The sequence below is a fragment of the Flavobacterium gelatinilyticum genome (assembly GCF_027111295.1).
In the GTDB taxonomy this organism is placed as follows: domain Bacteria; phylum Bacteroidota; class Bacteroidia; order Flavobacteriales; family Flavobacteriaceae; genus Flavobacterium; species Flavobacterium gelatinilyticum.
On record NZ_CP114287.1, the window covers coordinates 744,992 to 770,772 of the forward strand.

General features: G+C 36.4%; 24 protein-coding genes and 1 pseudogene. 7 read left to right on the forward strand and 18 right to left on the reverse strand.

Annotated features, from left to right (window positions below; translation table 11 throughout):
* The first annotated feature begins 12 nt into the window (after positions 1 to 12).
* On the forward strand, positions 13 to 273 hold the full coding sequence (locus OZP11_RS03150) for a hypothetical protein (protein ID WP_281233771.1): 261 nt from the start codon (positions 13 to 15) through the stop codon (positions 271 to 273).
* A gap of 538 nt (positions 274 to 811) precedes the next feature.
* On the opposite strand, the gene OZP11_RS03155 is transcribed toward OZP11_RS03150, so the two are convergent.
* The 6 genes from OZP11_RS03155 to OZP11_RS03180 all read right to left on the reverse strand — a co-directional run bounded on the left by OZP11_RS03155 (position 812) and on the right by OZP11_RS03180 (position 9,150).
* Complete coding sequence (locus OZP11_RS03155; protein WP_281233772.1) at positions 812 to 1,369, reverse strand: hypothetical protein; 558 nt, start codon at positions 1,367 to 1,369, stop codon at positions 812 to 814.
* 219 nt (positions 1,370 to 1,588) lie between these two features.
* Entirely contained in the window at positions 1,589 to 2,044 is a 456-nt protein-coding gene (locus OZP11_RS03160; RefSeq protein ID WP_281233773.1) for a hypothetical protein, read from the reverse strand.
* Positions 2,045 to 2,228: 184 nt separating this feature from the next.
* Entirely contained in the window at positions 2,229 to 2,738 is a 510-nt protein-coding gene (locus OZP11_RS03165) for a hypothetical protein (RefSeq protein WP_281233774.1), read from the reverse strand.
* Between the two features lie 107 nt (positions 2,739 to 2,845).
* Positions 2,846 to 4,978 (reverse strand): TonB-dependent siderophore receptor, encoded by a 2,133-nt coding sequence (locus tag OZP11_RS03170; RefSeq protein WP_281233775.1) that lies wholly within the window; start codon positions 4,976 to 4,978, stop codon positions 2,846 to 2,848.
* Positions 4,979 to 5,650: 672 nt separating this feature from the next.
* Positions 5,651 to 6,790 (reverse strand): PepSY-associated TM helix domain-containing protein, encoded by a 1,140-nt coding sequence (locus OZP11_RS03175; RefSeq protein ID WP_281233776.1) that lies wholly within the window; start codon positions 6,788 to 6,790, stop codon positions 5,651 to 5,653.
* Positions 6,791 to 6,807: 17 nt separating this feature from the next.
* Positions 6,808 to 9,150, reverse strand: coding sequence for a TonB-dependent receptor (locus tag OZP11_RS03180; protein WP_281233777.1), 2,343 nt, complete (start codon positions 9,148 to 9,150; stop codon positions 6,808 to 6,810).
* Between the two features lie 400 nt (positions 9,151 to 9,550).
* Between OZP11_RS03180 and OZP11_RS03185 the strand changes: the two genes are divergently transcribed.
* From OZP11_RS03185 to OZP11_RS03200, 4 genes are all read left to right on the forward strand, one after another.
* Positions 9,551 to 9,754, forward strand: coding sequence for a hypothetical protein (locus OZP11_RS03185; RefSeq protein ID WP_281233778.1), 204 nt, complete (start codon positions 9,551 to 9,553; stop codon positions 9,752 to 9,754).
* A 236-nt stretch (positions 9,755 to 9,990) separates the two neighbouring features.
* Complete coding sequence (locus tag OZP11_RS03190; RefSeq protein WP_281233779.1) at positions 9,991 to 10,182, forward strand: hypothetical protein; 192 nt, start codon at positions 9,991 to 9,993, stop codon at positions 10,180 to 10,182.
* Position 10,183: 1 nt separating this feature from the next.
* Positions 10,184 to 10,441, forward strand: coding sequence for a response regulator (locus OZP11_RS03195; protein ID WP_281233780.1), 258 nt, complete (start codon positions 10,184 to 10,186; stop codon positions 10,439 to 10,441).
* Positions 10,442 to 10,459: 18 nt separating this feature from the next.
* Positions 10,460 to 11,956 (forward strand): PAS domain-containing sensor histidine kinase, encoded by a 1,497-nt coding sequence (locus OZP11_RS03200; RefSeq protein WP_281233781.1) that lies wholly within the window; start codon positions 10,460 to 10,462, stop codon positions 11,954 to 11,956.
* Positions 11,957 to 12,132: 176 nt separating this feature from the next.
* On the opposite strand, the gene OZP11_RS03205 is transcribed toward OZP11_RS03200, so the two are convergent.
* From OZP11_RS03205 to OZP11_RS03220, 4 genes are all read right to left on the reverse strand, one after another.
* Positions 12,133 to 12,579 carry a response regulator gene (locus OZP11_RS03205; RefSeq protein ID WP_281233782.1) on the reverse strand — a complete coding sequence of 149 codons (447 nt, stop codon included), beginning with the start codon at positions 12,577 to 12,579 and terminating at the stop codon, positions 12,133 to 12,135.
* A gap of 405 nt (positions 12,580 to 12,984) precedes the next feature.
* Entirely contained in the window at positions 12,985 to 15,252 is a 2,268-nt protein-coding gene (locus tag OZP11_RS03210; RefSeq protein WP_281233783.1) for an ATP-binding protein, read from the reverse strand.
* Between the two features lie 120 nt (positions 15,253 to 15,372).
* On the reverse strand, positions 15,373 to 15,828 hold the full coding sequence (locus OZP11_RS03215; RefSeq protein WP_281233784.1) for a response regulator: 456 nt from the start codon (positions 15,826 to 15,828) through the stop codon (positions 15,373 to 15,375).
* A gap of 319 nt (positions 15,829 to 16,147) precedes the next feature.
* Positions 16,148 to 17,566: an SDR family oxidoreductase gene (locus OZP11_RS03220; RefSeq protein WP_281233785.1), complete on the reverse strand. Its 1,419-nt coding sequence runs from the start codon at positions 17,564 to 17,566 to the stop codon at positions 16,148 to 16,150.
* A gap of 166 nt (positions 17,567 to 17,732) precedes the next feature.
* Between OZP11_RS03220 and OZP11_RS03225 the strand changes: the two are divergent.
* A pseudogene (locus tag OZP11_RS03225) lies at positions 17,733 to 18,022 on the forward strand (TIGR03643 family protein).
* Between the two features lie 139 nt (positions 18,023 to 18,161).
* A complete protein-coding gene (locus OZP11_RS03230; protein WP_281233786.1) occupies positions 18,162 to 18,299 on the forward strand; it encodes a DUF2256 domain-containing protein in 138 nt (45 codons plus the stop codon).
* 6 nt (positions 18,300 to 18,305) lie between these two features.
* On the opposite strand, the gene OZP11_RS03235 is transcribed toward OZP11_RS03230, so the two are convergent.
* The 8 genes from OZP11_RS03235 to OZP11_RS03270 form a co-directional block, all read right to left on the reverse strand.
* Positions 18,306 to 20,027: an FAD/NAD(P)-binding protein gene (locus OZP11_RS03235; RefSeq protein WP_281233787.1), complete on the reverse strand. Its 1,722-nt coding sequence runs from the start codon at positions 20,025 to 20,027 to the stop codon at positions 18,306 to 18,308.
* Between the two features lie 421 nt (positions 20,028 to 20,448).
* Entirely contained in the window at positions 20,449 to 22,080 is a 1,632-nt protein-coding gene (locus OZP11_RS03240) for a sensor histidine kinase (RefSeq protein WP_281233788.1), read from the reverse strand.
* Positions 22,081 to 22,086: 6 nt separating this feature from the next.
* A complete protein-coding gene (locus OZP11_RS03245; protein ID WP_281233789.1) occupies positions 22,087 to 23,100 on the reverse strand; it encodes a SpoIIE family protein phosphatase in 1,014 nt (337 codons plus the stop codon).
* The gene (locus tag OZP11_RS03250) at positions 23,093 to 23,506 is read right to left on the reverse strand and encodes an anti-sigma regulatory factor (protein WP_281233790.1); all 414 of its coding nucleotides are present in this window, start codon (positions 23,504 to 23,506) and stop codon (positions 23,093 to 23,095) included. Before OZP11_RS03250 ends, OZP11_RS03245 begins: the two co-directional genes overlap by 8 nt.
* Positions 23,487 to 23,885 carry an STAS domain-containing protein gene (locus OZP11_RS03255; RefSeq protein ID WP_281233791.1) on the reverse strand — a complete coding sequence of 133 codons (399 nt, stop codon included), beginning with the start codon at positions 23,883 to 23,885 and terminating at the stop codon, positions 23,487 to 23,489. The genes OZP11_RS03250 and OZP11_RS03255 overlap by 20 nt, the downstream gene beginning before the upstream one ends.
* A gap of 18 nt (positions 23,886 to 23,903) precedes the next feature.
* Positions 23,904 to 24,731 (reverse strand): STAS domain-containing protein, encoded by an 828-nt coding sequence (locus tag OZP11_RS03260; RefSeq protein ID WP_281233792.1) that lies wholly within the window; start codon positions 24,729 to 24,731, stop codon positions 23,904 to 23,906.
* A gap of 120 nt (positions 24,732 to 24,851) precedes the next feature.
* Positions 24,852 to 25,508, reverse strand: coding sequence for a DUF6766 family protein (locus tag OZP11_RS03265; protein ID WP_281233793.1), 657 nt, complete (start codon positions 25,506 to 25,508; stop codon positions 24,852 to 24,854).
* 27 nt (positions 25,509 to 25,535) lie between these two features.
* A complete protein-coding gene (locus OZP11_RS03270) occupies positions 25,536 to 25,718 on the reverse strand; it encodes a hypothetical protein (RefSeq protein ID WP_281233794.1) in 183 nt (60 codons plus the stop codon).
* Positions 25,719 to 25,781 lie beyond the last annotated feature (63 nt).

Here is a 25,781-nt window from a genome sequence, read left to right on the forward strand (position 1 = left end):
ATACTTTCTATTATGTCTTACAGCCAAACCCAGGCTTTTAGCTCCTTCTTTGAGATCAAAGCCCCTCTTGAAGAAGTATTTAAAAGCTTCTTTAGATCTGACATGCTGCAGGTCCTGAAAAACTTTCCGGGCCTTCCTGAATTTATAAACTATACAGCCAAAAAAAAAACACAAAACCCGGGTACAGCCATCCCATTTTTTTCATCAATGGCAATACGGCAAGACGCACCCTTGTTGATTATGTACCGCAAGAATCATTTTCTGCCGCTATAGATAATTTCACAGCACTGCCCTTGGCAGGCTTTTCTCAGATCACCTACAAGTTCACCTTTATTGAAGACCCTGTGATAAGGGCGGTTAAGATACACTGTGAATTCACATTCCATTTCAGCTACCTACTGGGTGTACTGCTCTACCAGCATAGGACGCGCAGGCTGCTGCAGCACAACCTGGAGCTACTGGTCCTACTAATTGACAGGAATCTAAAATTATAAAGGAAAGAAACTTAAAAAAAATGCTGCCGTCTCCCTTTAATTTTATGCCTCTTTTAGTAATCTGCAATAATAGGATTGGATATTTGAATGCTTCGCGCAGCACAAAGAAAAAGCTCCAGAAAAATCTGGAGCTTTTTTTGTTTATTTTAGATTTACTTAAGCTTGATTCTGACTGCGCATGCACATTCTTGGACATTCGCACATCTTTTCATACAACACTCTTCGAACAGTAGGTTTGCCAAATCTGCCAAATACAAAACCATCTTTCCATTGCGCCAATTGCCCGGATGCGTTGCAGTAGCTGTTATGAGCAGATTTTATTCTAACCTTTCAAAGAGGAATTCCCCACCTGCACACGAATAACGATATTCAAGTCCGTCTTTATCTCTTCCACCTGAATTCCATAATTTTAAAGATTCATTTTCCATATGGATTTGCCACGTAGAGCTGTCTTTGAATCTGAATTCAAAGAAGTATCGGAAATATCTTGAATCTTCTTTGAATACAATTTTTTCTGTTCTAACTATTTGATTTAGATGTTTAAACTCAATTTTGTTTTCAGTAATTTGAACTTCGTCGAAATTTGGTTTTGTTTCGTATTTCGTTAGCTTCCATTTTCCTTTCACTTTATCAAAAAGTTCCTTTCTTAAAATGTGACTTATTGAATCAGATTTTTTAAGAGACGCTTTTCCAATTTCATTGGTTGGATAAAATGAATATGCTGAAGTGAAAAAATTGTAGGCAACTTTTAAATTTTTAGTTTTCAAGTTTTCTTGCCCTTTTTCAAAGCAATCTTTCTGTATAAGTTCAAGTTTATCCTGAGCAAAAGAAAATGTTGTAAATAATAAAAATATGTAATTTATTGTAGTTTTCATAAAATTACTCATAATGTTCTGGTATTACAACGGTTTTGCTAAATCCCAAATACAAACCAATTTTTCTATTAAGCCAAATCCCCCAGCTTGCTTGAAGCGTGTGTTAGGCTACGTTGTGATGGGTATGTTTGGCGAGTTGTGAAATTTGACTTTGGCGGTTTCAAAATTAATTTCTGTTTTAGATTCAAATTTTCTGACCACCCATTTTTGTAGATGCTTTTATATTTTGTTTTTACACATCAGATATCGACAGATCTCCTCTTTCTTTTCAACAATAATCTTGTCTGTTGCCAATCTTTCAAGTGTTTCTGGTGGCAAATTATTGTCAGCACGATATTTTATTATTTGTTGGTAAAATTTATCTATTATTCGCTTGTCGACCTCTGAAACATTTTTTTGATTAAAATTAGTTATTCCTAGTATCCAAACATCTGTATATTCCTGTTTTGCTTTATATAAAGTTGATAATTTCGTTGAAAGCTCGAAAGACAAATCTTTATTGGTTAAAATGACTAAACTTGGTCTTGAACTACTATAACTTGAACTAACAAATTGATAAGTTGCATATGCTTTTCCATCAAGCTCACGATAGTGATCAGAAATCTCAATGCTAACATTTTGACTGAATGAAATTTGGGATTGGAAAATCAAAAAGATAAATAATATTCTTTTCATTATTTTATGTTTTTGTTCCTAATTTATCTTACAATGACGCCTAACGTTCTTGCACTACAGTGGGTTTGGGACTAAACTAAGACCTATTTTCGGATTTGCCAAATCATTCCAAATACAAAACCATCTTTCCATAAACCAATTGCCCAACTCCGTTGTAGCGGCTGTTGCCAGCAGTGATGCTTGTTTAGCTTTTAATAATCGATTCTAATTTAAAAGTCTTTTGCCCAATATCTTTGAAAATTGTTCTTATTTGTACAGTGAAGAAATCATTTAATGATTCCCAACTACTAACATTTATACCATAGTACCCATTTTTATCAATATTATTCACAATACTTAAATTTCCAATTTTTAATAGATTATCCCGAAATTTTAAAAAGTCTTTTCGCCAAATAATAAGATTATAACTACCGATTAAAAAAGGTTTTATTTCAGGATGGAAAGCCCACATCTTTTCTTGCTCTTCCAATGAATATTTATAATAATAAGCACTTGAAGTTCCACAACCCCAAAAAGATTCTTTTGTTATTTCTATTTCATCTGGACATTTTGAATTATTATAAGTTAAAGCTATAAACGTAAAATTTTGAGGACTTTTTTTATTAGTTTCGGTACACATTATAACTTTATAATTTCCATCAACAGTTTTAAAAGCTAATAAATCGCCTTGCATAATGCTTTTAATTTTTTCCATTTCATTATCGAAAACAGTTCATTTTTTGAGTTTTTTTTGGCTCATTGCTGCCAACTAGTATAATGAAGTTATTGTGCCTTTTTCACTGAAAGTATAGCATTAAAGCTTTACAATTTTAATTTGAAAGATAAAACCATCTGACGAAGGGTTCCCGGAGTAATCATACCACGACCGCCGTACCAATAATGCTCATTAAGCAGATTATTGGCAGAAAGCGAAAATACATAGCCTGTTTTCTCAAAACTTAGAACCGAGTTGATTATAGTGTAAGGATTGGTGTAAAAAGAACCATTAGTGTTATTAATCATCAAATCTTTACCATAATGACTGCCCCCTATACCTATCGAAAAACCTTGCAGGGCCTTTGACTGCACAGTATAATTCACGTACCATGTTCCGGAAAGCTTAGGACCTGAATCTACAGGTCTCAGCCCTTGGGTAAGCGCATCCGAGACAATAAGTCTGCTGTCATTATAGGCAAAACCCGCATGCAAAAACAGTCCTTTTATTGGATTTGATTCCAAATCGGCTTCAAAACCGCTGCTGCGCTGCTCACCGTCCTGCAGATAGGAAGCCGTATCATTTGGGTTCTGTCTTACCACATTGGTTACATCAATAGTATAATAACTCAAAACGGCATCCAAAAGGTTCTTTTTTAAGGAAACTTTAACACCCGATTCCCATTGATTTCCATAAACGGGCTGGAAATTTGTCATCTGCCCGTTTACCGATTGCGGTGCTTGAGGTTGGAAACCATTCATGTAATTGGCAAATAGTGCAATTCTCTCGGGAATAATCTGGTAATTGATCCCCAATTTCGGAGAAACAGCCGTTTGTGTATAATCACCTGTAGTTGTTGCTGTTAATAAATCCTCAGTTCCTTTGTTGTTGATGTAATTGATTCGGGCACTAAGCATTACACTTATATTCTCCAATGGGTTGATAACATCCGAAACATATAGGGAATACTGATCCTGAATCGCCTTATAGTTCTCTCCATAGGGTTTTAAGGCCAATTGCCCAGAAATATATTCATTATTAACATAAGCATTCTCAGGATCCGGGGCAGTTGCCGAAACTTTAGTAAAATTCATGGATTTACTGGCAATACCATACAAATAATGATAATATTCAACACCTGCAATCAGCCGGTTTTTCATATTACCAATTTTAAAATTCCCGACAAAATCCTGTTGAATTTGCTGGCTGGTAATATTTTCCGGATACATTCTGTACACTCTTCGTGTCACATTTTGACTGTCATCATCTAATCTCAGCCGGATGTAATCGCCCGGAGTTTTATTATTGACTGAAATTAAATTGGTTTCCGATTTCCAATTTTCTGAAAGCCTGTAAATGACTTTTCCGTAAATATTTACCGCCTTGTTATTTATCGTCATCGAGTTGTCATTGAAAGAACGGTAATAATCCAAATGGAGTTCATCAGCCGATCTAGCAGTCCCCAAAGCCACTTGGTAGAGCGGATTATTAGTAGCGGTTTTATTCAAAATCTCGGCATCAAGCTGAATACTCAGATCATCGCTGATCCTGTAAGCGATACTGGGCGCTAAAAAAAATGTTTTTGAAAAACCCTGGTCCTGAAAAGTATCACTGTAGTTATAAGCGCCGGTCAATCTTGCAAGAACCTTTCCTTCTTTGTCAAGAGGCCTGTTGATGTCAATAGTGGCTCGCTGCAGATTGTAAGATCCACCCTGTACAGTAATGTCGGCAAAAGTGGTCTGTTGGGGTTTTACGGTAACACGATTAATGAGTCCCCCGAAAGTAACCATAGTGGAGCCACCACCACCAAATATTACGGCGCTTGGTCCTTTGATCACTTCGAGTTGGGCGATGTTGACCGGATCCATATCTGAGGCCACATAACCGTTTACACCATTTCTGAAGCTCGATCGGGTACGGAATCCCCGGATGGTATAATAAGGTGAAATTCCCGCCCAACTTGGAGCAACGCCAGCGGCGTTGAGCAACATTTGGCCCTGGGTGAAAAAGTTTCTGTTTCTGATAAGCTGGGGAGAAACCGAAGCGGTCACCTGAGGATTCTCCAGGTTTTTGAGCGGCAGTTTGGAAGCCAGTCCACTTGCAACATCTTTGGACTTTCTGACCCCTTCAATAATCACCTCGTCCATCAAGGTATACTTGACCGCTGTACTGTCTTTCTCCTGCGCATAGTTTTGCAATGAGGCCACAAAAGCCAGCGCGAAGAATATTGCTTTTTTCATTTTGTATTTTTATAAAATTGTAATTTAATTAAAGTGCAGGCACTCTTTCATTGTCGCGAAACAATGAAAAACGATTCCAATCGGAATTGAAATTAGAATTTATATAAAAACAGTAGGGGGATGAAAAGTCTGTGTTGAAAATGAATTAGGCTTATTGTCCAGTCCAGCCGGAAAACAGGCTTTCCTTGCGATAGGCCTAATTAATTTGAGAGTGTTGTTTGAGGTCTGTAAAATGTAAACCAACTCTGTTTTTTCTTTCAGGTTGTTCTGCATCTTCTTTTCATTGTCATCGTATTTCTTGAGACTTTTTTGAAGTTCACATCGGCCGTTGCAGGTATTAAAAACCTTTTTTCGCTACAGGCAGATGGTCTTTACAATTTCCTGCTGCTCCACTTTAAAAGCTGCATAAACAAAAACACTACCAAAAGATGGAACCAGGATAATGCAGCCAAGCAATAGGATCAGATACTTTTTCAATTTGTTGTTTTTGTTTACCGGTGCAAAAATACCATTTTTTGTTTTTATTTTAAAGAAAGTTCTTATTTACTTGCTCAAAAAACACCACCATTCTTATGGGCAGACTTGCAGCTTTCAGCCCTTCCTTTTAACTATTCTTATAATGCCCAAACCTCTACTGATTTAAGCGCCAGTAAAGCAAACCAAATCGTAAATCTATTTCTTCTTTTTATTTCTTCCCCACCAGATCAAAAAACCGCTCACAGGAAGAAGTGCGCAAAACAGCGCAATAAAGCAGGCTAAAATTTTGGTTGGCAAACCATAAATACTGCCTGTATGAATGGCGTAATTACTGTTTCTCCATTTAGCTCCAAGTGTTTTATCCCTATGGGTTACTTTATAATAATTCTCAGCCGAGTGACTATTGTAGGTATAACTGTCGGATTCATCCCAGCCCGAATTCCCTTCATGTCGCACAAAAGTGGTAATTGGAACTGCTTCTTTAGCGCTTTTTTCAGGCAGTGAAAGACCGATGGAATTCCAATTTGGGATTTTTTCTTTTGTGTCTTTAACGATATATTCCAACGGATTTAAGGTTTTTGCACTGCTTTGTTTCGAGATTTCCGGAGCTTTGCTCCAGACCTTTTCAGGATCATTGCCCAGGATTCTGTAGATTCCGTTTGTCCACCAGCCAAAGGTCCAGACCAATCCTGTAATGGCAAAAACCAGAATAAAGAGAAAAGTATAAATACCTCCAATATTATGGATATCATAGTTTTTACGTTTCCATTTTGTGGTGCTTTTCCATCTAAACCAAACCCTTTGTCTCAGTGCTGCTTTATTTTTGGGCCACCAGAGATAGATGCCCGTTAAGATCAGAATGAAAATAATCAAGGTTGAAAATCCCACGATATAATGACCCACATCGTAGGTCAGCAGCAAATTTTGATGCAATACTCTAAGATTAAAAATCCAGTCGTATCGTAGATCGACCTGTCCGAGTTCCTTTGCTGTATATTGGTCGATATAGATATTACTGTAATTCTCATAATCTGAAAATGCTGTCCAATGGGGCTTTGTATTTTCTTTATAACTGGTAAAAACATAACTTTTTTCCGGGTTCTTGTCAATTATGGCATAATCAGCAAGCGGATGCTTTTTCCTGATCACAGCAAAAAGGCTGTCCAGTGGCAGAACATTGGATTTGACCTGCGGCACGAAAATTTTATCCTCATGATACCAGGATGTCAGTTCTTGGTCCCATACAAAAATACTGGCCGCGAGCATGCTTATAAATACAACAAGCCCGGAGGTAAGTCCGAACCATAAATGTATTTTATTTAAAAATTTTCTCATCTAATACTTGTAAAAAATTAGAATGTATAACCTACATTGACAAGGAAATTACTCGGAGCACCGGTAAAATTTCGCTGATAGTTGTAACCGCCTATCAAGTATTTCTTATCAAAAATATTATTGAAATTAACCCCGATTGTAAAACGGTCTACTTTATAATAAGCAGCCGCATTAAAAACTACATAGGAAGGCAATTGCAGCGTACGTACAAATGTTTCCCTTTTAGAAACCTGACTATGACCAATTGCAAGACCTAATCCTTTTATTTTCCCTTCAGTAAAGCTGTATTTTATCCAGCTTCCGCTGATATTTTTTGGCGCATTTTCCTTTGTAAGCCCCACCTGATTGTTTGGGTCACCTTTTATCGATTCTGTAATAATTGCATTGTTGTAGGCATAACTTAGATTCACACTCCAGTTGTTATCAATTCTTCCTGTGGCCTCCACTTCAAAACCCCTGGCACGCTCCTGCCCTCTCTGCTCGAGCAGATCCGGATTTGAAGCATCGTTTGCATTAACCAGTATGTTGTTTTTGGTAATTTGGTATACCGCCGTTCCCACAAAAAGCCTTTTATTGAAGAATTCTGCTTTTGATCCTACTTCAAATAAATTGCTTGTCATAGGATCAAATGGCCCCCCTGTGTTTGCATTTCCGAAAATCGCAGCATTCTGGGCTTCAAATCCTGTTGCATACGTTCCGTAAACATTGATATTATCAGCAACACTATAGGTAAGACCGACTTTAGGAAGTAGTGCTTTTTCTGTTTTATTGCCATCAGTGATCCCTGCAGCGGCATTTTCAGGAAAAGTGTAAAACTCCTGTCTTAAGCTTAACAGCAACTGGATTTTCTTGTATTTGATCAAGTCCTGAACATAAAATCCGTTAGTGTAATATTTGCTGATTTCATTCCCTGATGCAGTAAACTTATAGGTTTCAATTGGACGTATGAGATAAGTTGGATTCAATAAATCAAAATTACTCACATTGCCGGATTCATTCTCGGCATCTCTTTGGTACTGATTGATTTCTCCATTAATGTAATCGTAACCTGCAACGGCCTGATGCTGCAATTCCCCTGTTTTGAATTTTGAGGAAAAGTAAGTCGAAAGGTTATTTCCCTGCTGAATCGTTTTGCGGTCATTAAAATACATGGCAATCATTGTAGGGGTGATATAACCGTTGAAACCATGCTCGTTCAATTGCTCATCATACCTCACTTTTAAATAAGAGGCATTGAAGGTCAAATGCTCACTTATGACCTGGCTGAAAGACAAAGTCAAGGCCAATGTTTTACTTTTCAGATAATCATCAGGCTGGGCAATATTAAAACCGATCGGAGTGGCAAAAAGATCGGTAGTCCCCTGGATAATGGTTCTTCCCCTGTCGAGTTTGGTATCCAGATTGGTATATACCAAATCGGCATTAAAACGGGTTCCCTCTTTTGGTATGAACGAAACAGAAGGTGCAATTACAATCGATTTATTGCTGATTTGATCTCTGTAGGTATCGGCGTTTTCATATCCTAAATTCAATCTGTACAAAAGTGTTTTATCATCATTTACAGGCCCGGTAAAATCAGCAGAGGCTCTAAAGGTATTGAAGCTTCCTGTTGAAAACTGAATCGCCTGCCTTGCTTCGTCCAATGGTTTTTTGGTAATCATGTTGATGGTTCCCCCCGGGCTTGAGTTCCCAAAAACAGCAGATGCCGGTCCTTTAATGTATTCAACTCGCTCAATATTTACAAGCAGCGGACTTGTCCAGAAAGTATTTACGCCGCGAAGACCATTGATCAGCCTTCCGTTGCTGTCATTGTTTCTGAATCCTCGAATGGTAATATCATCATAGGTGCTGAATTCGTTAACACCCGCAACGTTTTTTCCAACCTCTTTCAAACGCAATGCCTGTTGATCCTGAATGAGTTCTTTGGTTACAAAGGATATACTTTGCGGTACATCTATAACTCTCATTTCCAGTTTTGTTGCCGAAAAAGTATTATCGTTTTTATACGATGATTTCTTTCTTCCGGTAACTTCAACAGATTGAAGCTCATTTGTTGTTTCTACTAAAAAAACTTCAGGAACCAGGGTTATTTCATTTTCCTTAAGTTCCACGTTGATTTGCTGCGTCTGAAAACCTACAGCTGATATTATTACTGTTTTATTACCCGAAGGCAGGTTTTTCAAGATATACTCTCCACGATTGTCTGTTAGAGTTGCCGCCGCATTTTCTTTGATTTTTATATTAACCGTTTCAGAACTGCCGTTTGCAGTTTTGACCGTACCTGAAATACCTGAGGTTTGGGAAAATATAAAATTACCGACTAAGCAGAAAAAACTACTTATTACAATTTTTTTCTTCATCACTTTTGGTTGTTAAATTTTGTGCAAAAATAAAGTTATTTTTATTTATTCTAAATAAAACACAAAGCAAATTGAAATTAATTTTAACAAAAACAGTCCCAAAACAAATTTGAAAGACTTTGATTATAGTCAATTAAAATACATTGAAGAAATATCGCACTTGTAATAAAATTAAAATCAAACCATCATAATCTATTTTAAACATATCATTGCTATAAAAACAAAACCAAGTAAATCAAATGTGATAGCATTTGACTTCAAGCACGAAGAACCCAAATAATGAAAATAGCTCCATGCAGGAGCAAAAACTTCTAAATTATATAAATCCAAGCCAGAATTCTATAAATAACCGACTCATTATTCATGTAATTTTGAAATTAAAAATAAAAACATCGATATCATGAATTCATCCGCAGCCGACTTTACTATTTCCAGCTCAGCAGAACAATTTAATATCCAATCAAATTCTAATTTTAAAGATGCAGAATTTTATTCTGAAAAATATCATATGGCCGACTTATATTCTAAACATGAAGATGAGCCCGATTTGATTGCGAGTTTTTATATAGGAACGATGGCAACTTTGATGAAAAAGATAATTTAAATTAATTGGACTCACAGTATAATTTGGCAGGCAGTGCTTTAGATTTTCAAGGGACTGCTAATCTGCATGCCACACATCTAGAGTAAAATCATCAATATTTTACTTCGTTACCAAATGGTTATAAATTTTCAAATATAAATCAATTACAAGCAGCAAGAGGTGCACGATAATTACCTTTGGCAATCGGATATTAAAATTGTATCTTTGAGATTAGTGCTATAATTCAGAATATTTCTATGGATCAAAAATTATTTAAACACGTCCTGCTGGCAGATGACGATTTGGATGACTGCGAATTTTTTTCAGATGTTTTTAAAACAAATTTTCCGGATGTGAAACTAACTGTTTCAAATGACGGCAAAGTATTAATGAACCTGCTTGAAGGTCCGCCTGCTGCAGAAGCAGATATGATTTTTTTTAGATCTTAACATGCCGATTTTATCAGGTCCCCAATGTCTTGAAAAGATTAGAACCTCACTGGAACTCAACAAGCACATTGTCGTTATTTTCAGCACCAGCAGCAGTCCCTCCGACATCCAGAAAATGTATTCACTGGGAGCCAATTATTTTATCACAAAGCCTGCTGCGTATAATGATTTGTCTACACTGATCAATAAAGCGATGTCTTTGGTATCCCAGACTGATACTCAGCAGCCTTCATTTGAAAACTTTCATATTAAAATTTAATTATTATTTTTTGCAGTCATGATGGAACTTCCAGACTCAGTAAGAGAAAATGTTTTACGCAGTGTTATCGATACGGCGCCTTTTCCGATCGGAGTATACACAGGAGAAAAGATGAAAATTGTTCTGGCCAATAAGTGCATGATTCAAACCTATGGGAAAGGACCTGATGTGATAGGGACCAACTACACCGAAATTCTTCCTGAACTTGAAAATCAGCAGATATTTGATCAGCTCCGCGAGGTTCTGCATACCGGCAAACCTTATGAAGCAAAAAATGCAAGAGTTGACATCGTGGTGGACGGCGAACTCAAACCCCATTACTTCAATTATAACTTTACGCCTATCTTCGGTGCGCAGGGAGAAGTCTATGGCGTAATGAATACTGCTGCTGAAGTGACCGAACTTAATGTTGCCAGACAGCAGACCATAGAGATTGAAAAAAAATTAAGGCTGGCTGTTGAATCCTCACAGCTCGGCACATTCGAAATTGATATCAATAAGGGTATGATCGCAGGATCAAAACGTTTTACAAGCTTTTTTGAATTGGAAAAACATGAGTTTCACCTCGGAACTCTGGTCACTTTTATCCATGAAGATGATACTGCGCTTTGGCAGGATTCAATAAGAGGAGTTTCAGACTCAGGAGACTTCAATTGTGAAATAAGGGTAGTTATCAATGGGAAGGTTCACTGGATGAGGTTTTCCGGAACACTCTCTGAAAGCGACAATAAACAAAATATTTTAGTGGGAATTGCTCAGGATATAACCGAGCAGAAAAAGAATGCCCAAGAGCTTATGCAGCTTGTGGAACAGCGCACCCTTGAACTCAAACGTTCCAATGATGACCTTAAACAGTTTGGACATGTCATCAGCCATGATTTGAAAGAACCGGTCCGCAAAGTTCTGTTATTCTCCAATATTCTAAAGGATGATATAGACAATGGACTAACTCCAAAAATCAGCCAATATGCCGATAAAATAAATAAAAGTGCCGCACGCCTGACAGAGATGATTGATTCCATATTAAATTATTCCTCTGCCGGAAGTCCGGATTTGGAAGAGACAGTCGATCTAAACTATATAATAGAGAGTATACAAGAGGATCTTGAAATAAAAATTCTGGAAAAACATGCTGTAATTGAATATTTAAAACTCCCGCTCATCCGCGGTTCTAAAATTTTATTTCATCAGCTGTTCTACAACCTGATTGCCAACTCGCTGAAGTTCTCCCGCGAGAACGTTGATTCTTGCATCAAAATAGACCATACTATTGATGCTGAAAACTTAAAAATCAAAGTAACTGACAATGGCATCGGGATTGCTGCTGAGAATTCCCAAAAAATCTTTAATGTTTTTGAGAGACTTCATTCCAAGGATGCCTATGAAGGGACAGGATTAGGACTTGCACTATGTAAAAAAATTGTAGAGAGACACGGGGGAAAAATGATGAATATTGAACCTGAAAGTACAGGTGCCGTTTTTGAAATTACCCTGCCGGCAGCTATTTTGCAGTAATGCCGTTTTACAATTATGCCATAAATAGGCAAAAGCAGTTCAAATTGCATATTTATGCTATTTATTTTTTATGTATGCGTTTATAAAAACCATATACATAAATTTCAGATAAAGAACCTGTTCTTAATATTGAAATGTGCAAAATTTTTCTATCTAGATTTTCTAAAACGTAAGGCTTATATAAGACGAAATTTCTTTCTGTTGTCCAGAAGATTCCAATCCATCTTCATAACCTCACTGAGAAACAATCTCATAACCTCAAATGAATTTGGTTTTACAGCATAAAATGAAGCCCCAAGTTCTCGAGCCGATTCAATATCTGAAGGACCACTGCTGGTAGAGAGCATAATAACATTTACATATTTTAAATTTCCATCCTGCATTTTGATTTCTCTCAGACACTCCAGACCGCTTTTTCCAGGCCTATTGATATCAAGGAAAATGAGATCTGGCACCACTGCTTTACTTTCAAGAAGACTTTTCATCAGATACATGCCATCTTCCAATTGACGTATAATAGCATCAGGATCAACATCCAAAAGCGCATCGGCTAAAAAATCTCTGTCATCCTCATCATCATCCACTATAAATATGTGGCGGGAAGTATTTTTTGGAACAGCCATACTTTACTAATCAGCAGTTAAAAGATAAAACAGGAATTTAAAAATCTTGAAATGTTTAGATCTCCAATATAAGTCTACGCAAATCGATGAAAGACAGAATTATATTAGAAAATGGATTACTATAAGCAAAGATAGTTAATAAATTTAGAACTGCCCCCTTAGAACTTTCATCTAAGCCGTGAACAATTGGCTTTAAATTTATTTTTTACCTCTCTTACAAAAGTTGGATATAGTTTTTATTTCAGTTGCTGATGAAACTTAGTTTTTAAAACAGAAATAAAAACCAAAAGCTAAATTAAAAATTATAACAGCAGAAGTTAAAGTTCTGGTCTAAAGTCCTGCCAAAAGATTCCAAACGAAAATTATACAGTTAATTTGCAAATTTAAATACTCTTAAAAATAGATTCAAATTAGACTGTCTTCAGGATCGCAGGGAAAGTAAATGGTTATGCTTGCCCCCTCTCCGACTTTTCCTTCGGCAGTAATTGTTCCGCCTACTGTCTGCATGATTTTTTTACAAAGTGCCAGCCCAATACCTGATCCGGTGTACTCTTGCTGGGTATGGAGCCTTGTAAAAACTTTAAATAAAGAATCTGCATGAATTTGATCAAAACCAATTCCATTATCTGAAAATTTAACCCAGTTACAATATACGTGAAACAGTGGCTTTATAATTACTGGTTCCTGCGAAGCAGTTATCTTTATGACAGACGAACGGTTCGGAGATGCATATTTTAATGAATTTTGAATAATATTTAAGAATAACTGCTTCATTAAAAAGCCTATTGCCTGCACTTCTGGAAGTTTCTCGCACTCAATAACCGCATTATTTTCAGAAACTGCCTCACCTATTTCCTCTATAACAGATTCAAAAATTTGATTCAGATCTATTTTTTCAGCAGCCTCTCTGGTGTTTTTAATCCTGGTGTATTTCAAGATATCCTGCAGCAGTTCACGCATTCTTGAAGCAGATTTTGAAACACGCAGCAGAGAATCAAAATCAGGATCATCATGATTGCCTCCTTTCTCCGCAAGCAGTTTTGAAGTAATCATCTGAATTTTTCTAAGAGGCTCCTGCAGATCATGTGTACTGATCCAGTTTATATTTTCAAGTTCAGAATTGGTCTCCTTTAAAATTTCACTTTGAAGCCTGTATTTTTCTTCTTCCTCACTAAGGAGAATCATCATTAAATTATGATGAAGTGAATGTGCATATTTCGCAGCTGAATTTATTTCGTACTGCCTCCAGATACTGCTCTGCCCTTTAACAACCTGTTTCCAGGTATTAAATGAGTTTCTTGGATGGAGTCCTTTTTCATCCTTCACTATGCTTTTTTCCGGATCGCCTGCCCAGTTAATTTCTGAGACGGTTTCTGGACGGTACCAGATGATATGGTTTGAATTCCCGAGAGGATGGTAAATTACACCGGCAAAACTAGAGAATCTTTTTAAATCAGGAAAATCATCACTTATTTTTCTTGTCACGTAAAACTCACCGGATCTTTTATGCTCTGCCTGCTCCACAAAAGCTTTTATCTGATGATCTTCAGGGGTTATACCGTTCTTGTAGATTTTATTTCTGAATGATATCGAAACTCCTCCGGCATTGCACAGGGTCAGCAGCTCCGGCATTCTGATAATGGCATTCAAAGAATCTTCAGCAAGGGGCAGATCATGAGCTGTCAAATGCTCTAATGCTTCAATGGATTTCTTAGCATTTATATTTTCGTCATTTGATTCCCGGATATCAATCTGTGAGGTAATAAATTGGCCCTGAAGTTTTGCAGCAAGCCGCACCGCCGGCGAAATATTCTTCTGTGAATAATGATGGCAGGCAATCAGTCCCCATAGCCGGTCATGGTGAATAAGGGAAATGGTGAGCGTAGCCCCGACGCCCATATTTTTGAGATACTGTACATGAATGGGTGAAGTGCTTCTTAAAATCGACAGGCTTAAATCAAGGTTTTTATGCTCTTTGTTATCAATGGTAAAAATGGGCACGGCCTGGTAATTAATATCGACAATTAACCTAAGCTGATTCCTGATATATAATTCCCTTGCCTGCACCGGAATATCGGTATGTGGATAATGCAGTCCTAAAAAAGGCTCCAGGTCATTTCTGCAGCTTTCAGCATAAACCTCGCCATTATATTGTTCGTCAAAACGATAGATCATTACACGGTCATACCCTGTTATTTCCCTTGTTCCCTCTGCTACAAGTGCGCAAAGATCTTTCAGCGATCTTGTATTGTTCATCTGCGTTACAAACTGAATTGTCTGGGTATAGACATCTCCCAGAATCTGTTTATCGAACTGAGGTTCAGCCTCTAGAACATAAATCCCATCACTCTGATGAATATTGACCTGAAATTTTTTTCCAAGCAATTCTATTTCAAGCGGAAATACATCCTGAACGGTATCTGAATTTATATAGTTAAAAATTCGCTGCTGTGACGCGCTGCCAAAAACAGTTTCAAATTTATTTCCTAATATCTGGGTATGGCTAACCTCAATAAAAGATGAAATATTACTGGTGCAGTAGTCTATAGTCCAATCCGCAGTAAGTCCGATTAAAAAACCATGCGGCTGGATCTGTCCAGGAATGTGTATGGGCTCTTGGTCACAGTTGGTTAATGTAACCAGATCGCGGTTAACTATATCTTTAATATTCATTAAAATAATTGAATTTAGAAAGTATCAATATATGCTTTTAGAGCAGAAAACTTTACCTTTTGTGTTAGCAGCATAATTGTAATATTAATATCCTGCAGATCAAAAATGATTTTACCGCATCTAATTAAACGGGAAAATATTTTCTGGCAGATTGGAGTGCAAACTCTCCAGTGTGCTTTTCAAATCAGTCTGCACCCCGATGCAAAGCTGCTTCATTATCGATTGCAATTCACTAAAATCAGAAGGCTTAACAATATAGGCAACCGCACCTAATGCATTTGCCTCATCTATACCTTTCAAAGCATTGGAAGTGGCCATCATTATAACCGGTACATTACCGAACTTCAAATCCTGCTTAATAATATTTAATAGTTCCCAGCCGTTCATTTTCGGCATTCCCGCATCCAGTAATATCAAATCAGGCAGTGAATCCAATTCGGAAAGTAATCGAAGCGCCGCGTCACCGCTGTCCACAAATTTAATTGCAAAAGCTTCCTCTGTTCCCTTCATTGCCCACTTAAAAAATTCCGCATCGTCAAAATCATCATCTACCAGTAAAATTATTTTTCTATCCATTATATAAATATAGTATCACAGCAATTTTATGAGCTGCAATGATGTAAGTAAATTTAAGTATCCATTCTTTTTAAAGCAAGAGAAAAAAGTAGTTTATTGCTAAAGTTGAAAAACTGCCAACAATAAATTTCCTTTTTTAATGGATACCTTTTATTCTATTTTTTATTTTAATTTTTAGCAATCTCTTAAACAGCTCATTATAATATAATCCAAAGGCGCTCTCGCAGGTTTACGATCTAAAAAAAACAATCTTACAATAAGTAACTTTTTTTATACTATTTAAGATCTAAAGATATATCATAAAAACTTTAATTATCTCTTATTCTATAACTAATTCATTTATCATCCCGTTAAATATAAAACCATGAAAAGGCAACACAGCATACCAGTAAAGCTTGCCTAACATTCCTCTTGGTTTAAAGGTCGCCGCCTGATACAAGGTATTATTGAAAATTTTAAATTCAAGCCATGCCTCACCGGGAAGTTTCATCTCTGCATACAAAATTAATTTACCTTCTTTTTTATCTGCATAAACCACACGCCAAAAATCGAGCGCATCGCCGGCATGAATTTCATGTCTGCTTGTTCTTCCCCTTCTGGCGCCTACACCTCCAAAAATCTTATCGATAAACCCGCGAAGACTCCAAAGCCAATCTCCGTAATACCACCCAGTTTCCCCACCAATAGACCAAATTTTGGCAATGGTACGATCTCTGTTTATAATTTTTCGCTTTCTTCTGTCAATAAAACAATCTTTTTTAGGAACCTTGAAATAATAAGCAACACTTCCTTTAAACTGACCGCTGATCTGTGCGTCTTTCCAGCTTGAAGCCACTGCATCTTCATCAATTTTTATCAGCGCCTTCTGCAATGCCTGATGGTAATTCATCGGCTTGACATCCAGCAAATCATTAATTCTATTGTCACTGCAGATAACCTCTACTTTCATGCTACTCACTAAAGCTGTAGCCAGTTTGAAAGAGGTAGAAGTAATAAAATACAGCCAATATGATGATAATTTTGGTGTCATTACCGGAAGCGTATAAATATATCTTTTGAGTTTTTTAGCCTCAGCAAACTTTAAGAGCATTTCCTTATAGGTTAAAATATCAGAACCGCCAATATCAAAACTCTCGTTATAAGTTTTAGGATTCAGCAATGCTTTCATTAAAAATTCTAAAACATCAGCAATAGCAATGGGCTGGCATCTGGTATTAAGCCATTTTGGAGTAATCATTACAGGAAGTTTATGAACCAGATCCCGAATAATTTCAAAAGAAGCGCTGCCCGATCCTACAATAATTCCTGCCCTGAGCGTGGTGGTCGGGGTTTTTCCTGTCTTTAGAATTTCCTCTACTGCTTTTCTAGAAGATAAATGTTTGGATAAGACCCTATCGTTTATAATGCCGCTTAAGTAAATAATCTGTTTGGCTTTCGTTTTGTTTATTTTTTCTTTAAAATTATTAGCCGAAATACTTTCGAGTTCATCATAATTATCAGCGCCAGACATGGAATGTATAAGGTAATAAGCAGCATCAATATCATTATGAATATTTTCTACGCTTTGTGATTCTAAAAAGTCAACTTCAATAACTTGTACATTTCCTGAAGCTTTTTCGGGAAAATAAAATCGGTTCTTATCCCGTACACAACAAATCACTTCATGCCCATGTTCCAGCAGTAAAGGCAGCAGCCTTTTGCCGATGTAACCCGTTGCGCCTGTTAGTAGAATTTTCATGGTTCTGTTGTTTATATTTTTTCGAGCCAGCTTAAATAATAACGAATTAAAGTTTAAAGGTAGTTATTGTTTAACTTTTACCAAACAACATTAAACAAAAACAATTTTAAATAAGTATCTTAGCATTAGAATTGTTCCGTTTTGATAGTCCAAACACAATATTAATATGAATACAAAACATCGTACCTTTTCGGTTATAGAACTGGATCGCATAATTGAAATGGCATGGGAAGACAGAACCACTTTTGATGCTATAAATTTCAGTTTAATTTATCTGAAGCTGATGTAAAGGCATTAATGAAAAAAGAACTCAAATTCAGCAGTTACAAATTATGGCGCAAACGAGTTGAAAGCTGCAACACTAAACATGCGTCAAAACGCCCAGCTGAAATTGTCCGTTTTAAATGCAGCAGACAGCGTGAGATTTCAAACAATAAAATTTCAAAGACAAGATAAAAAACCTCTTTTTCGAAAATACATTTATGAATCAATATTGTAAAAATTGAGCAAAAATGAAGGTAAATATTGTATTGCCACTATTTAGCACATCAAAAAAGAAATTAAAGTTCAAAAAATTGAAACAGCATTCATTTTAATGCGAAAAGTAAAAAAAGAAAATCTGCCTACTAAGATCTGCACAGTCTGCAATCGCCATTTCTCGTGGAGGAAGAAATGGGAAAAAGTATGGGATGACGTTAAATACTGCAGTTCTAAATGCAGAAAAAACAAATAATAATTATTAATCCCTCAGAATATCTTTTACTATGCGCAGAGAAGCTGCTTCACAAAAATCCAAGCCAGAATAATCGGGATTTAATCCTCCAATATAAGGCACAGCCATGATATATAAGTTTTCATTGTAGGCGCCGTATTGATCCATAATTTGAAAATTGTCATTAATGGCTATTCCAGAAACATTCAAAAAATAATCGCCGTTTTCATCTTTCTCAACTTTCTCAGGATCAGTGTCAAACGCAGTCTGCCCTAACTCTGAAGATTTAAATTTTAAACGCGCCGGTCTAATCGCTTTTTGATCCAGCAGACTCTTGAAGGGAAAATCATCGTAAGACAAATGAGGCTGTCCCACACAGTCTACAAATGTTTTATAATATACAGACATTTGATTATTATTGGCATCCATAAAATTATATAGAATTCCACCTCCGTTTTGCGGCTCAACGGTACTGTCATCGCCTACAGGGACAAGATCGAGAACACCAGCCTGATGCAGAGCAAGCAATTCTTCACATGATTTCTGGGGAACAAATGCAATTACTATAGAAATTAGCGGCATCAGCACTTTTTGAAGCCGCTGCATATCTTCTGCAGAAAAATATTTTGCTGGATGGTTCATCGCAAAACTGAGCACTGCCAGCATTTCTTTCCAGTAGATTGATTCCTGCCTTTTAATAGATTTCTCAGCCTGCACGTATTCAGCTCTTAAAAGCTGGAAAGGATCAAGACGCTCGCGCAGTTCCATCATATCAGCTACAAAATCTTCAATTGAAAAATCTTTAATACGCTGATAAAATTCTGGGTCTTTTTCACGGAATATTTCCTTAAAATCCTTTTCAAAAATGAAATCAAGGGATAAAAATCCATCATTACTTTTTCTGTGAAGCTCTATTTCTTCCTTAGTTAGCAAAGAGCCATTCGAAAGATGTGAATCTTCTAAATGAAAACGAACCGCGGGAAGCATGCCGCTTCTGGAATGCATCATTATTTTAAAATCTGCACTTTCAGGGTTTAATTTAAAACAAAGAGCGTTATCTGTATCTTTTTCGAATGAACCGTTATTTCTTGCAAGTGTTCTTATGGCGTCAATTGCTGTTAACGAAGAACCTTTTACAGCAATTGGATGATTGAAATGCTTTGCCAGTTTTACAGGAGGATATGGTGCATCATAATAGCCTGAAACTTTGCCTTCATAACGCATCGGCCAGTTATGGCCTGTGCAGATAACTGCATAATCAAATTCATGTTCCATACCATTCACAGTTTCCACCCTCACGGTTTGATTTGTAGTGTCATAAATAATATCTGCAACTGTGCTTTCAAAATGTACGGTAGTTCTAATTCCCCTTTTCTTCCCTGTTTTACGCAATATTTCAAACTGCGCTGAAAGATAGCTTCCAAATAGAAGTCTCGGTATGACCTTATACTCATTAAATTGATCTGGTTTAAAATTATATTGCTGAAGCAATTCGGCAGGTGCAGTATAAATCCACTCCGACATTGCTGATACTATATGCGGTACTTCATTATCGGATACATTTGTGATATGCTCTATATTTGCCCCTTCCGTGCTGTAAGGCATTCCAGATCCAAGCTCCTTTTTTCTCTCAAAAATAGTAATCTCAAAATCATTTGAACTGGATTCAACCAATCTCTTGTAAACAAAAAGCCCGCTTGGACCTCCTCCTAAAATTGCAATGCGTTTTTTTGTACTTTTAGTTTTCATTGATTTTTTGTTTAATACATAATTATAAAAGTGCAGAAACTGTAGGGCTTTTTGTAATGGATTGAAATAATATAGAAATTATTATCTTTATATAATTATAAAATACAAATATCATCAACCATATAGGCAGTCAGTTATATGATTCAAAAATGAAATTATATAATTACTCTCTTATTAAATAAAAAATTGCTTAAAGAATTAGGCAGAACTATCTCATTTGAGGCGTTTCCAATTTTATCAAAAAAAAACTTTTTTTTGATAAGAGAGTAAGAAAAGCTAAAGCGAATATTTGGATGGTTTTCGCAATTAATAATCCTAAATGTGATTTGTTAAGATAAATATGAAATTGGCAATTGCAGAAGAAACGAAATTTATAGATTAGTAATGGCATTTTTACTCATATTACTGCAATAAAAAAATATTAATTCTTTGGAAGATAGATCCAAAAAGTAGTCCCTTGTCCTGGTATACTGGTAAAATTAATGGTTCCGTTATGGTTTTCAATAATACGTTTGCACAATGCCAAACCAATACCATTCCCGCTGTACTGATCTCTTTGATGCAGCCGCTGGAACATATCAAAGATTCGTCCTGAATATTCACTGTCCATTCCAATTCCATTATCTTGAATTGAAATTACATGAAAATTCCCTGAAGGAGCTTGAACATCAAAAGCGGTGTTGCTTTGGGCTGAAATTATACGTGAGGAAATATTTACCGCAGGCTGTGCAGCATTAAATTTTAACGCATTATTTATTAAATTATAAAACAGCTGGCGCAGCTGCGTATCAATTCCATTAACAACCGGAAGCGGACTTAAATTTATAACTGCTTTTTTTTCTTCAATAATAAGGCTCAAATCGTCTAAAGTTTGTGTTGCAACATCATTAAGATCTATTTCTGCTGTAAATTTATCATGATTATTGACACGGGAGTAATTAAGAACATCTGAAATCAAATTAGATAATCTGCCGGCTGCCAGAGTAATTTTATCAAAATAATAAAGCGTTTTCTGCTGCTCTGTCAAATGTTCCGCTGCTCTTGAAATCATAATCATTATTTTTCGCAGCGGTTCCTGAAGATCATGACTTGTTATAAAGGCAAACTGTTCCAGTTCCTTGTTTTTGAATTTGAGTTTTGAGTTGGCACTTTCAAGTTCAAGCTGTATTTTTCTGAGCTCTGAATTATCCTTCAGCGTTTCAACTATCATTTTCTGGGCATTATTATTTACAAAATAAATAAGCCAGCTTCCTATAGAACCGTCTTCGGATTTATTTGGCATAATTGAAACATTATGCCAAATATAAATATCCTCTTTTTTAATACGGATATCAGCAGAAAAATCTCTTTTGTTTTTTTTGACATTGCTCCATCCTTCAATAATCAGCTGTACATCGTCATGATGTATGAATGCACCAAGGCTTTTTTTATCAAAAGAATGAAAAGGAAGTTTTAGGTAAATTTCAAATGCATTGTTTGCCAGCAGCACTATGTTTCGGTCATTGACGATGCAGATTAAAACAGGAATTGTATCAACAAGAGTTCTGTAGCGGTTTTCACTTTCTCCCAGTTTTTCTGAAAGCGCTACAAGCTCAATATTCTTTTTTCTGATTTCATCATAAGCAGAAATGGGCGGTTCATACTTGAAATAATCAACCAGAGTATTTATTTTGGCATCTGAAAGAAGCCCTGGTGACGGGACTTGATGGCTTAAAGTTGTTACCGATTTGTTGTCGGCATAATGGTACTCTATATTGCCTGATATTTTGGCGGCATATTTATAGGCTTCGGGGTTGCATTTTTTAAGATCGACTTTATCGGTAAGCACAGCCAATATTTCTTTGTGACTCGCTCTGATAATGTTGATTCCCAATACCAGCACCGAATTTTTTCCATTGGCAATGGAACATCTTGCCACTTCTGAAACAGCGGTAGAAAAACGGGTCTGTGACGATAAAGGCATGCCACACATTTCAGCGATTTTCATAGAACGCTTATGAGCCAATATGAGGTCCATTTCATTGTCAAGATTAATTTTTACAATTTCCTTCATAAAGCCTTAAATTATTTTTCCAACCAAAATTGTAGCATCATCAGTTCCCCTAACATTGTCTTTATACAAGGCAGAAGCAATAATAGCCGGACTCTGTTTAATTATAGAATTAAGTTCACTTAAATTCCATCTTGTTCTAAGCCCATCGCTGTGCATGATAATAATCTGATGCTTTTGATAGGGAACAACTGTGCTATTGAGCGTGCGGGGAATATTATGACCTATAATACCGTTATACGGGGTATACGTTTTGTTATCAAGTCCGTTATAGATACGTGTATTGATATTACCTATACCGCAGATATTCCAGCTTTCTGTTTCATAATCAACGGCAGCAATAGTCGCAACAAGTCCTCTGCTTTTTTTAACGTGCTCATGAACATATCGAAGCACTGCCACAGGATCATTTTCTGTACATTGCTTAAAAGATCTAATTGCTTGTTCAACTGCTTCGTGAGCATTTGCTCCGTGTCCTAATCCATCTCCAACAAAAATCTGAAAACCTTTTCTGGTATATTTAATATGATACCCGTCTCCGCATACTCGCTCGCCTGGATAATTTACGCTTAATGCTGACATATCCAACTTTGTAGTTGAATTTGGAATCGAAACATCGGGTTTATCACAGATTTTAATATATTGGACCGTTCCCCATCCGCGCATAGAATAAATCTGAAAATCATTGCTTAATCTCTTAATCGCACCAATGCCATGACCAAGTGTACTCGAGGTAGAATATCCGTCTTTCATTATTTTGGAAATATTGTCAATACCAGTTCCTTTATCCAGACAGTATATTTCTATTTCATTACAGCTCCCATGATTATGTGCTCTGTAAAGCAGATCTCCACCACCTGCATATTTAATAAGATTAGAAGTAAGTTCGGCAATAATAATATCAGTTTCAGCAGCTCTGTGCGGTTTGAAACCTAATTGAAGTGCTAAATTATGTATCTCTCGTTTAATAAAAGCGATAAGACTTCTATCGTCAATTTTGTAAACGGAAAAAGTATTATCCATTTTTCCACTTTATTATAGTTACGGTTGTACCGTTTCCTAATTGGGTTTGTATATCAAATTCATTTACCAGCCTTTTTGTGCCGGGCAGGCCAAGGCCTAAACTTTTTCCGGTGCTGTAACCGTCCTGCATAGCAAGAGTTATATCTTTTATGCCAGGCCCTTTGTCAATAAAAGTTACGCGTACACCTAGATCACGTCCGTTGGTTACAGATTCTATTATAACTTTCCCTCCTCCTCCGTACTTTAGAAGATTACGGACAAGTTCGCTTGTTGCAGTAATTAACTTGGTCTGATTTAAAATGCTCATTCCAATTTTTACACCATATTCCTTTACGCGGTTGCGCAATGGAACTACATCCTGCTCTTTTACTATAAGCAGTTCCTCTTTATTCGTTGCTGTCGTCATACGTCTGCTCCTCGTTATCGCCATTGTACATTTTCGCGCGAAGCAAATCCATGCCTTTCTCAACATTTAAGGCACTTATGACACCGTTTAAAGATAATCCAAGTTCAACCAGTGTAATAGCAACCGCAGGCTGCATACCAACCACTACTGTTTGGGCATCCATAATTTTTGACATAACCGCGATGTTTCCTAAAATTCTTCCCATAAAGGAATCAATAATAGAAACAGCAGATATATCAATTAAGACACCCTTTGAATTATGTTTATTTATAGTATTTATTAAATCAGATTCAAGATTTTCAGCCAATTGGTCATACAGATCGACCTGTATGGTAACCAGCAGAAAATCTCCCATCTTGAGTATTGGAATTCTTTCCATGTCAATAATCTTAATTCGTTATTTTCTTTTCACAACCGTAAGCTGAAGCATTTCAAAGGCTGTTTGAAGAGCACTTGCAAGTGAAGCTTTAGTAATAATTCCAGTAAGATCAATTCCTAAATGCACGACAGTTTGTGCAATTTCAGGACGAATACCGCTGATAATACACTCTGCTCCCATTAATCTTGTTGCGCTTACCGTTTTTATAAGATGCTGGGCTACAAGTGAATCTACCGCTGGCACACCTGAAATATCAAGTATGGCAATAGAACTGCCTGTATCAACAATCTGCTGTAAGAGATTTTCCATTACCACCTGTGTTCTGGAACTGTCAAGGGTTCCTATAATAGGAAGTGCTACAACACCATCCCAAACACGGATAACTGGTGTCGAAATCTCACTTATCTCGTCAATCTGTCTTGAAATAACATCTTCACGTCCTTTCATGTAAGATTCAAAAGTTAAGATTGTCATATTATCCAATAATTTGCCTAACTCCAAATTAGCGCTGTATAATTTTGACGAATCAGATTCTATTTCTGAAAGAATTCTAGAAGCTGACTCCTTAAAAGCAATCAAGTATTGTGCATTTTCGCGGGGAGAAAAACCGCGCCTGCCTCTCGAACTTGAAATTCCGATTAACAGATCGTGAACCTTTTCGAATTCATCTGAATCAGTATTTCCATTTGAATGCTGTAACACATCCAGTAAAAGGGCTGCGAACTCTTTTGATTCTTCTTCTTCTGTTGCTCCATCAGTAGAACCGCTTGCTTGTAAAAGCTCAGACCATGTAGTCAATAATTTGTTTTGGTGCTCTTTCAAGCTTGCCAGGAGATTGTTCTGCATTTGTTGTGATATTTGGATATTCATGTAAATGTAGACAATTAATTTAAGCAAAACTGTCTAAATTCAGAAAATACTTTGTAAAAAAAACACCTGTTAATTCTTTATATACAATTGGGTTTATTATTCTCCCGTCTGCATATGCGGAGCATCTACAGGTTTAGATTGAGAGGATCCAATCTGTCTCAGATAAATGGAAAAAATAACTATAGCAAATACCGACAGAAATTCGCTCTGCCAGTTCTGGAAAGACTCAAACCAAAACCGCGAATCTCCGATATATGCCGATGCAGTTTCCAGAGGCAAACCTTTTAATGCCAACTGTTCATTTTCATCTTTTAAACTTCCATAAAAATGTGAGGCCATTGAAATAAAAAACAATAAAAACAAGGCAATACTTAGAGAATGCTTGTACACAGCTAATATCCACCCTCCTTTTTTAACCGGCCATGGAACATTTTTTCTTTTATCTGATGGTTCTCTGTCAACTTCTTCCTGTTTATCTAAATCCTTAGATTCTGATGAACCTTTCTGCTGCAAAAAAATTGTCAATACCACTAACAAAGCCATCTGCAGAAATTCACTTTCCCAATTTTCAAATGTAGATTCTATAAAATGTCCTGTAGAGAAATACGAAAATAGAGTAATTTGCGGCGCACCGTCTTCTAAAAGATCTTTATTGTGCTCTGCAAATCCAAATAAAATCTGTCCCGCAAAAGAGGCTATAAATAATAGAAAGAAACAAATCGAAAGCCCATTATTGCGTAAAAATTTTTTCATGGTTTTAGGTGCAAATATTATATATTACTATTTATCTAAGTTATCTTCGGCGGGCAATAACTGGGATTCCATAAATTTTCCTTTTACAATTGTTCCAGCTTCATCCTCCCATTCTGTCACAACATTCTCTATCAAATCTGGTTCAAAACCAATAACTTTCATTACCTGTCCGCCAAACTCCTGTTGCACTTTCTCTCCTTTTTTAAACATAAAATTTAATTTTTAAAAATTACACTATTGATTTGCTATTCGAAATTAAAGGTATATAAGCTT

Coding starts and splice junctions, on each gene's coding strand:
- OZP11_RS03235 (WP_281233787.1), bottom strand. CDS start 20,027: ATGAAAACTAAAAGTACAAAAAAACGCATTGCAATTTTAGGAGGAGGT.
- OZP11_RS03180 (WP_281233777.1), bottom strand. CDS start 9,150: ATGAAGAAAAAAATTGTAATAAGTAGTTTTTTCTGCTTAGTCGGTAAT.
- OZP11_RS03175 (WP_281233776.1), bottom strand. CDS start 6,790: ATGAGAAAATTTTTAAATAAAATACATTTATGGTTCGGACTTACCTCC.
- OZP11_RS03260 (WP_281233792.1), bottom strand. CDS start 24,731: ATGCAGAACAATCTCCTGGCAAGCTTGAAAGAGCACCAAAACAAATTA.
- OZP11_RS03245 (WP_281233789.1), bottom strand. CDS start 23,100: ATGGATAATACTTTTTCCGTTTACAAAATTGACGATAGAAGTCTTATC.
- OZP11_RS03185 (WP_281233778.1), top strand. CDS start 9,551: ATGAATTCATCCGCAGCCGACTTTACTATTTCCAGCTCAGCAGAACAA.
- OZP11_RS03200 (WP_281233781.1), top strand. CDS start 10,460: ATGATGGAACTTCCAGACTCAGTAAGAGAAAATGTTTTACGCAGTGTT.
- OZP11_RS03205 (WP_281233782.1), bottom strand. CDS start 12,579: ATGGCTGTTCCAAAAAATACTTCCCGCCACATATTTATAGTGGATGAT.
- OZP11_RS03255 (WP_281233791.1), bottom strand. CDS start 23,885: ATGGAAAGAATTCCAATACTCAAGATGGGAGATTTTCTGCTGGTTACC.
- OZP11_RS03190 (WP_281233779.1), top strand. CDS start 9,991: ATGGATCAAAAATTATTTAAACACGTCCTGCTGGCAGATGACGATTTG.
- OZP11_RS03215 (WP_281233784.1), bottom strand. CDS start 15,828: ATGGATAGAAAAATAATTTTACTGGTAGATGATGATTTTGACGATGCG.
- OZP11_RS03230 (WP_281233786.1), top strand. CDS start 18,162: ATGCGAAAAGTAAAAAAAGAAAATCTGCCTACTAAGATCTGCACAGTC.
- OZP11_RS03210 (WP_281233783.1), bottom strand. CDS start 15,252: ATGAATATTAAAGATATAGTTAACCGCGATCTGGTTACATTAACCAAC.
- OZP11_RS03220 (WP_281233785.1), bottom strand. CDS start 17,566: ATGAAAATTCTACTAACAGGCGCAACGGGTTACATCGGCAAAAGGCTG.
- OZP11_RS03165 (WP_281233774.1), bottom strand. CDS start 2,738: ATGGAAAAAATTAAAAGCATTATGCAAGGCGATTTATTAGCTTTTAAA.
- OZP11_RS03195 (WP_281233780.1), top strand. CDS start 10,184: ATGCCGATTTTATCAGGTCCCCAATGTCTTGAAAAGATTAGAACCTCA.
- OZP11_RS03250 (WP_281233790.1), bottom strand. CDS start 23,506: ATGACGACAGCAACGAATAAAGAGGAACTGCTTATAGTAAAAGAGCAG.
- OZP11_RS03240 (WP_281233788.1), bottom strand. CDS start 22,080: ATGAAGGAAATTGTAAAAATTAATCTTGACAATGAAATGGACCTCATA.
- OZP11_RS03270 (WP_281233794.1), bottom strand. CDS start 25,718: ATGTTTAAAAAAGGAGAGAAAGTGCAACAGGAGTTTGGCGGACAGGTA.
- OZP11_RS03160 (WP_281233773.1), bottom strand. CDS start 2,044: ATGAAAAGAATATTATTTATCTTTTTGATTTTCCAATCCCAAATTTCA.
- OZP11_RS03170 (WP_281233775.1), bottom strand. CDS start 4,978: ATGAAAAAAGCAATATTCTTCGCGCTGGCTTTTGTGGCCTCATTGCAA.
- OZP11_RS03150 (WP_281233771.1), top strand. CDS start 13: ATGTCTTACAGCCAAACCCAGGCTTTTAGCTCCTTCTTTGAGATCAAA.
- OZP11_RS03155 (WP_281233772.1), bottom strand. CDS start 1,369: ATGAAAACTACAATAAATTACATATTTTTATTATTTACAACATTTTCT.
- OZP11_RS03265 (WP_281233793.1), bottom strand. CDS start 25,508: ATGAAAAAATTTTTACGCAATAATGGGCTTTCGATTTGTTTCTTTCTA.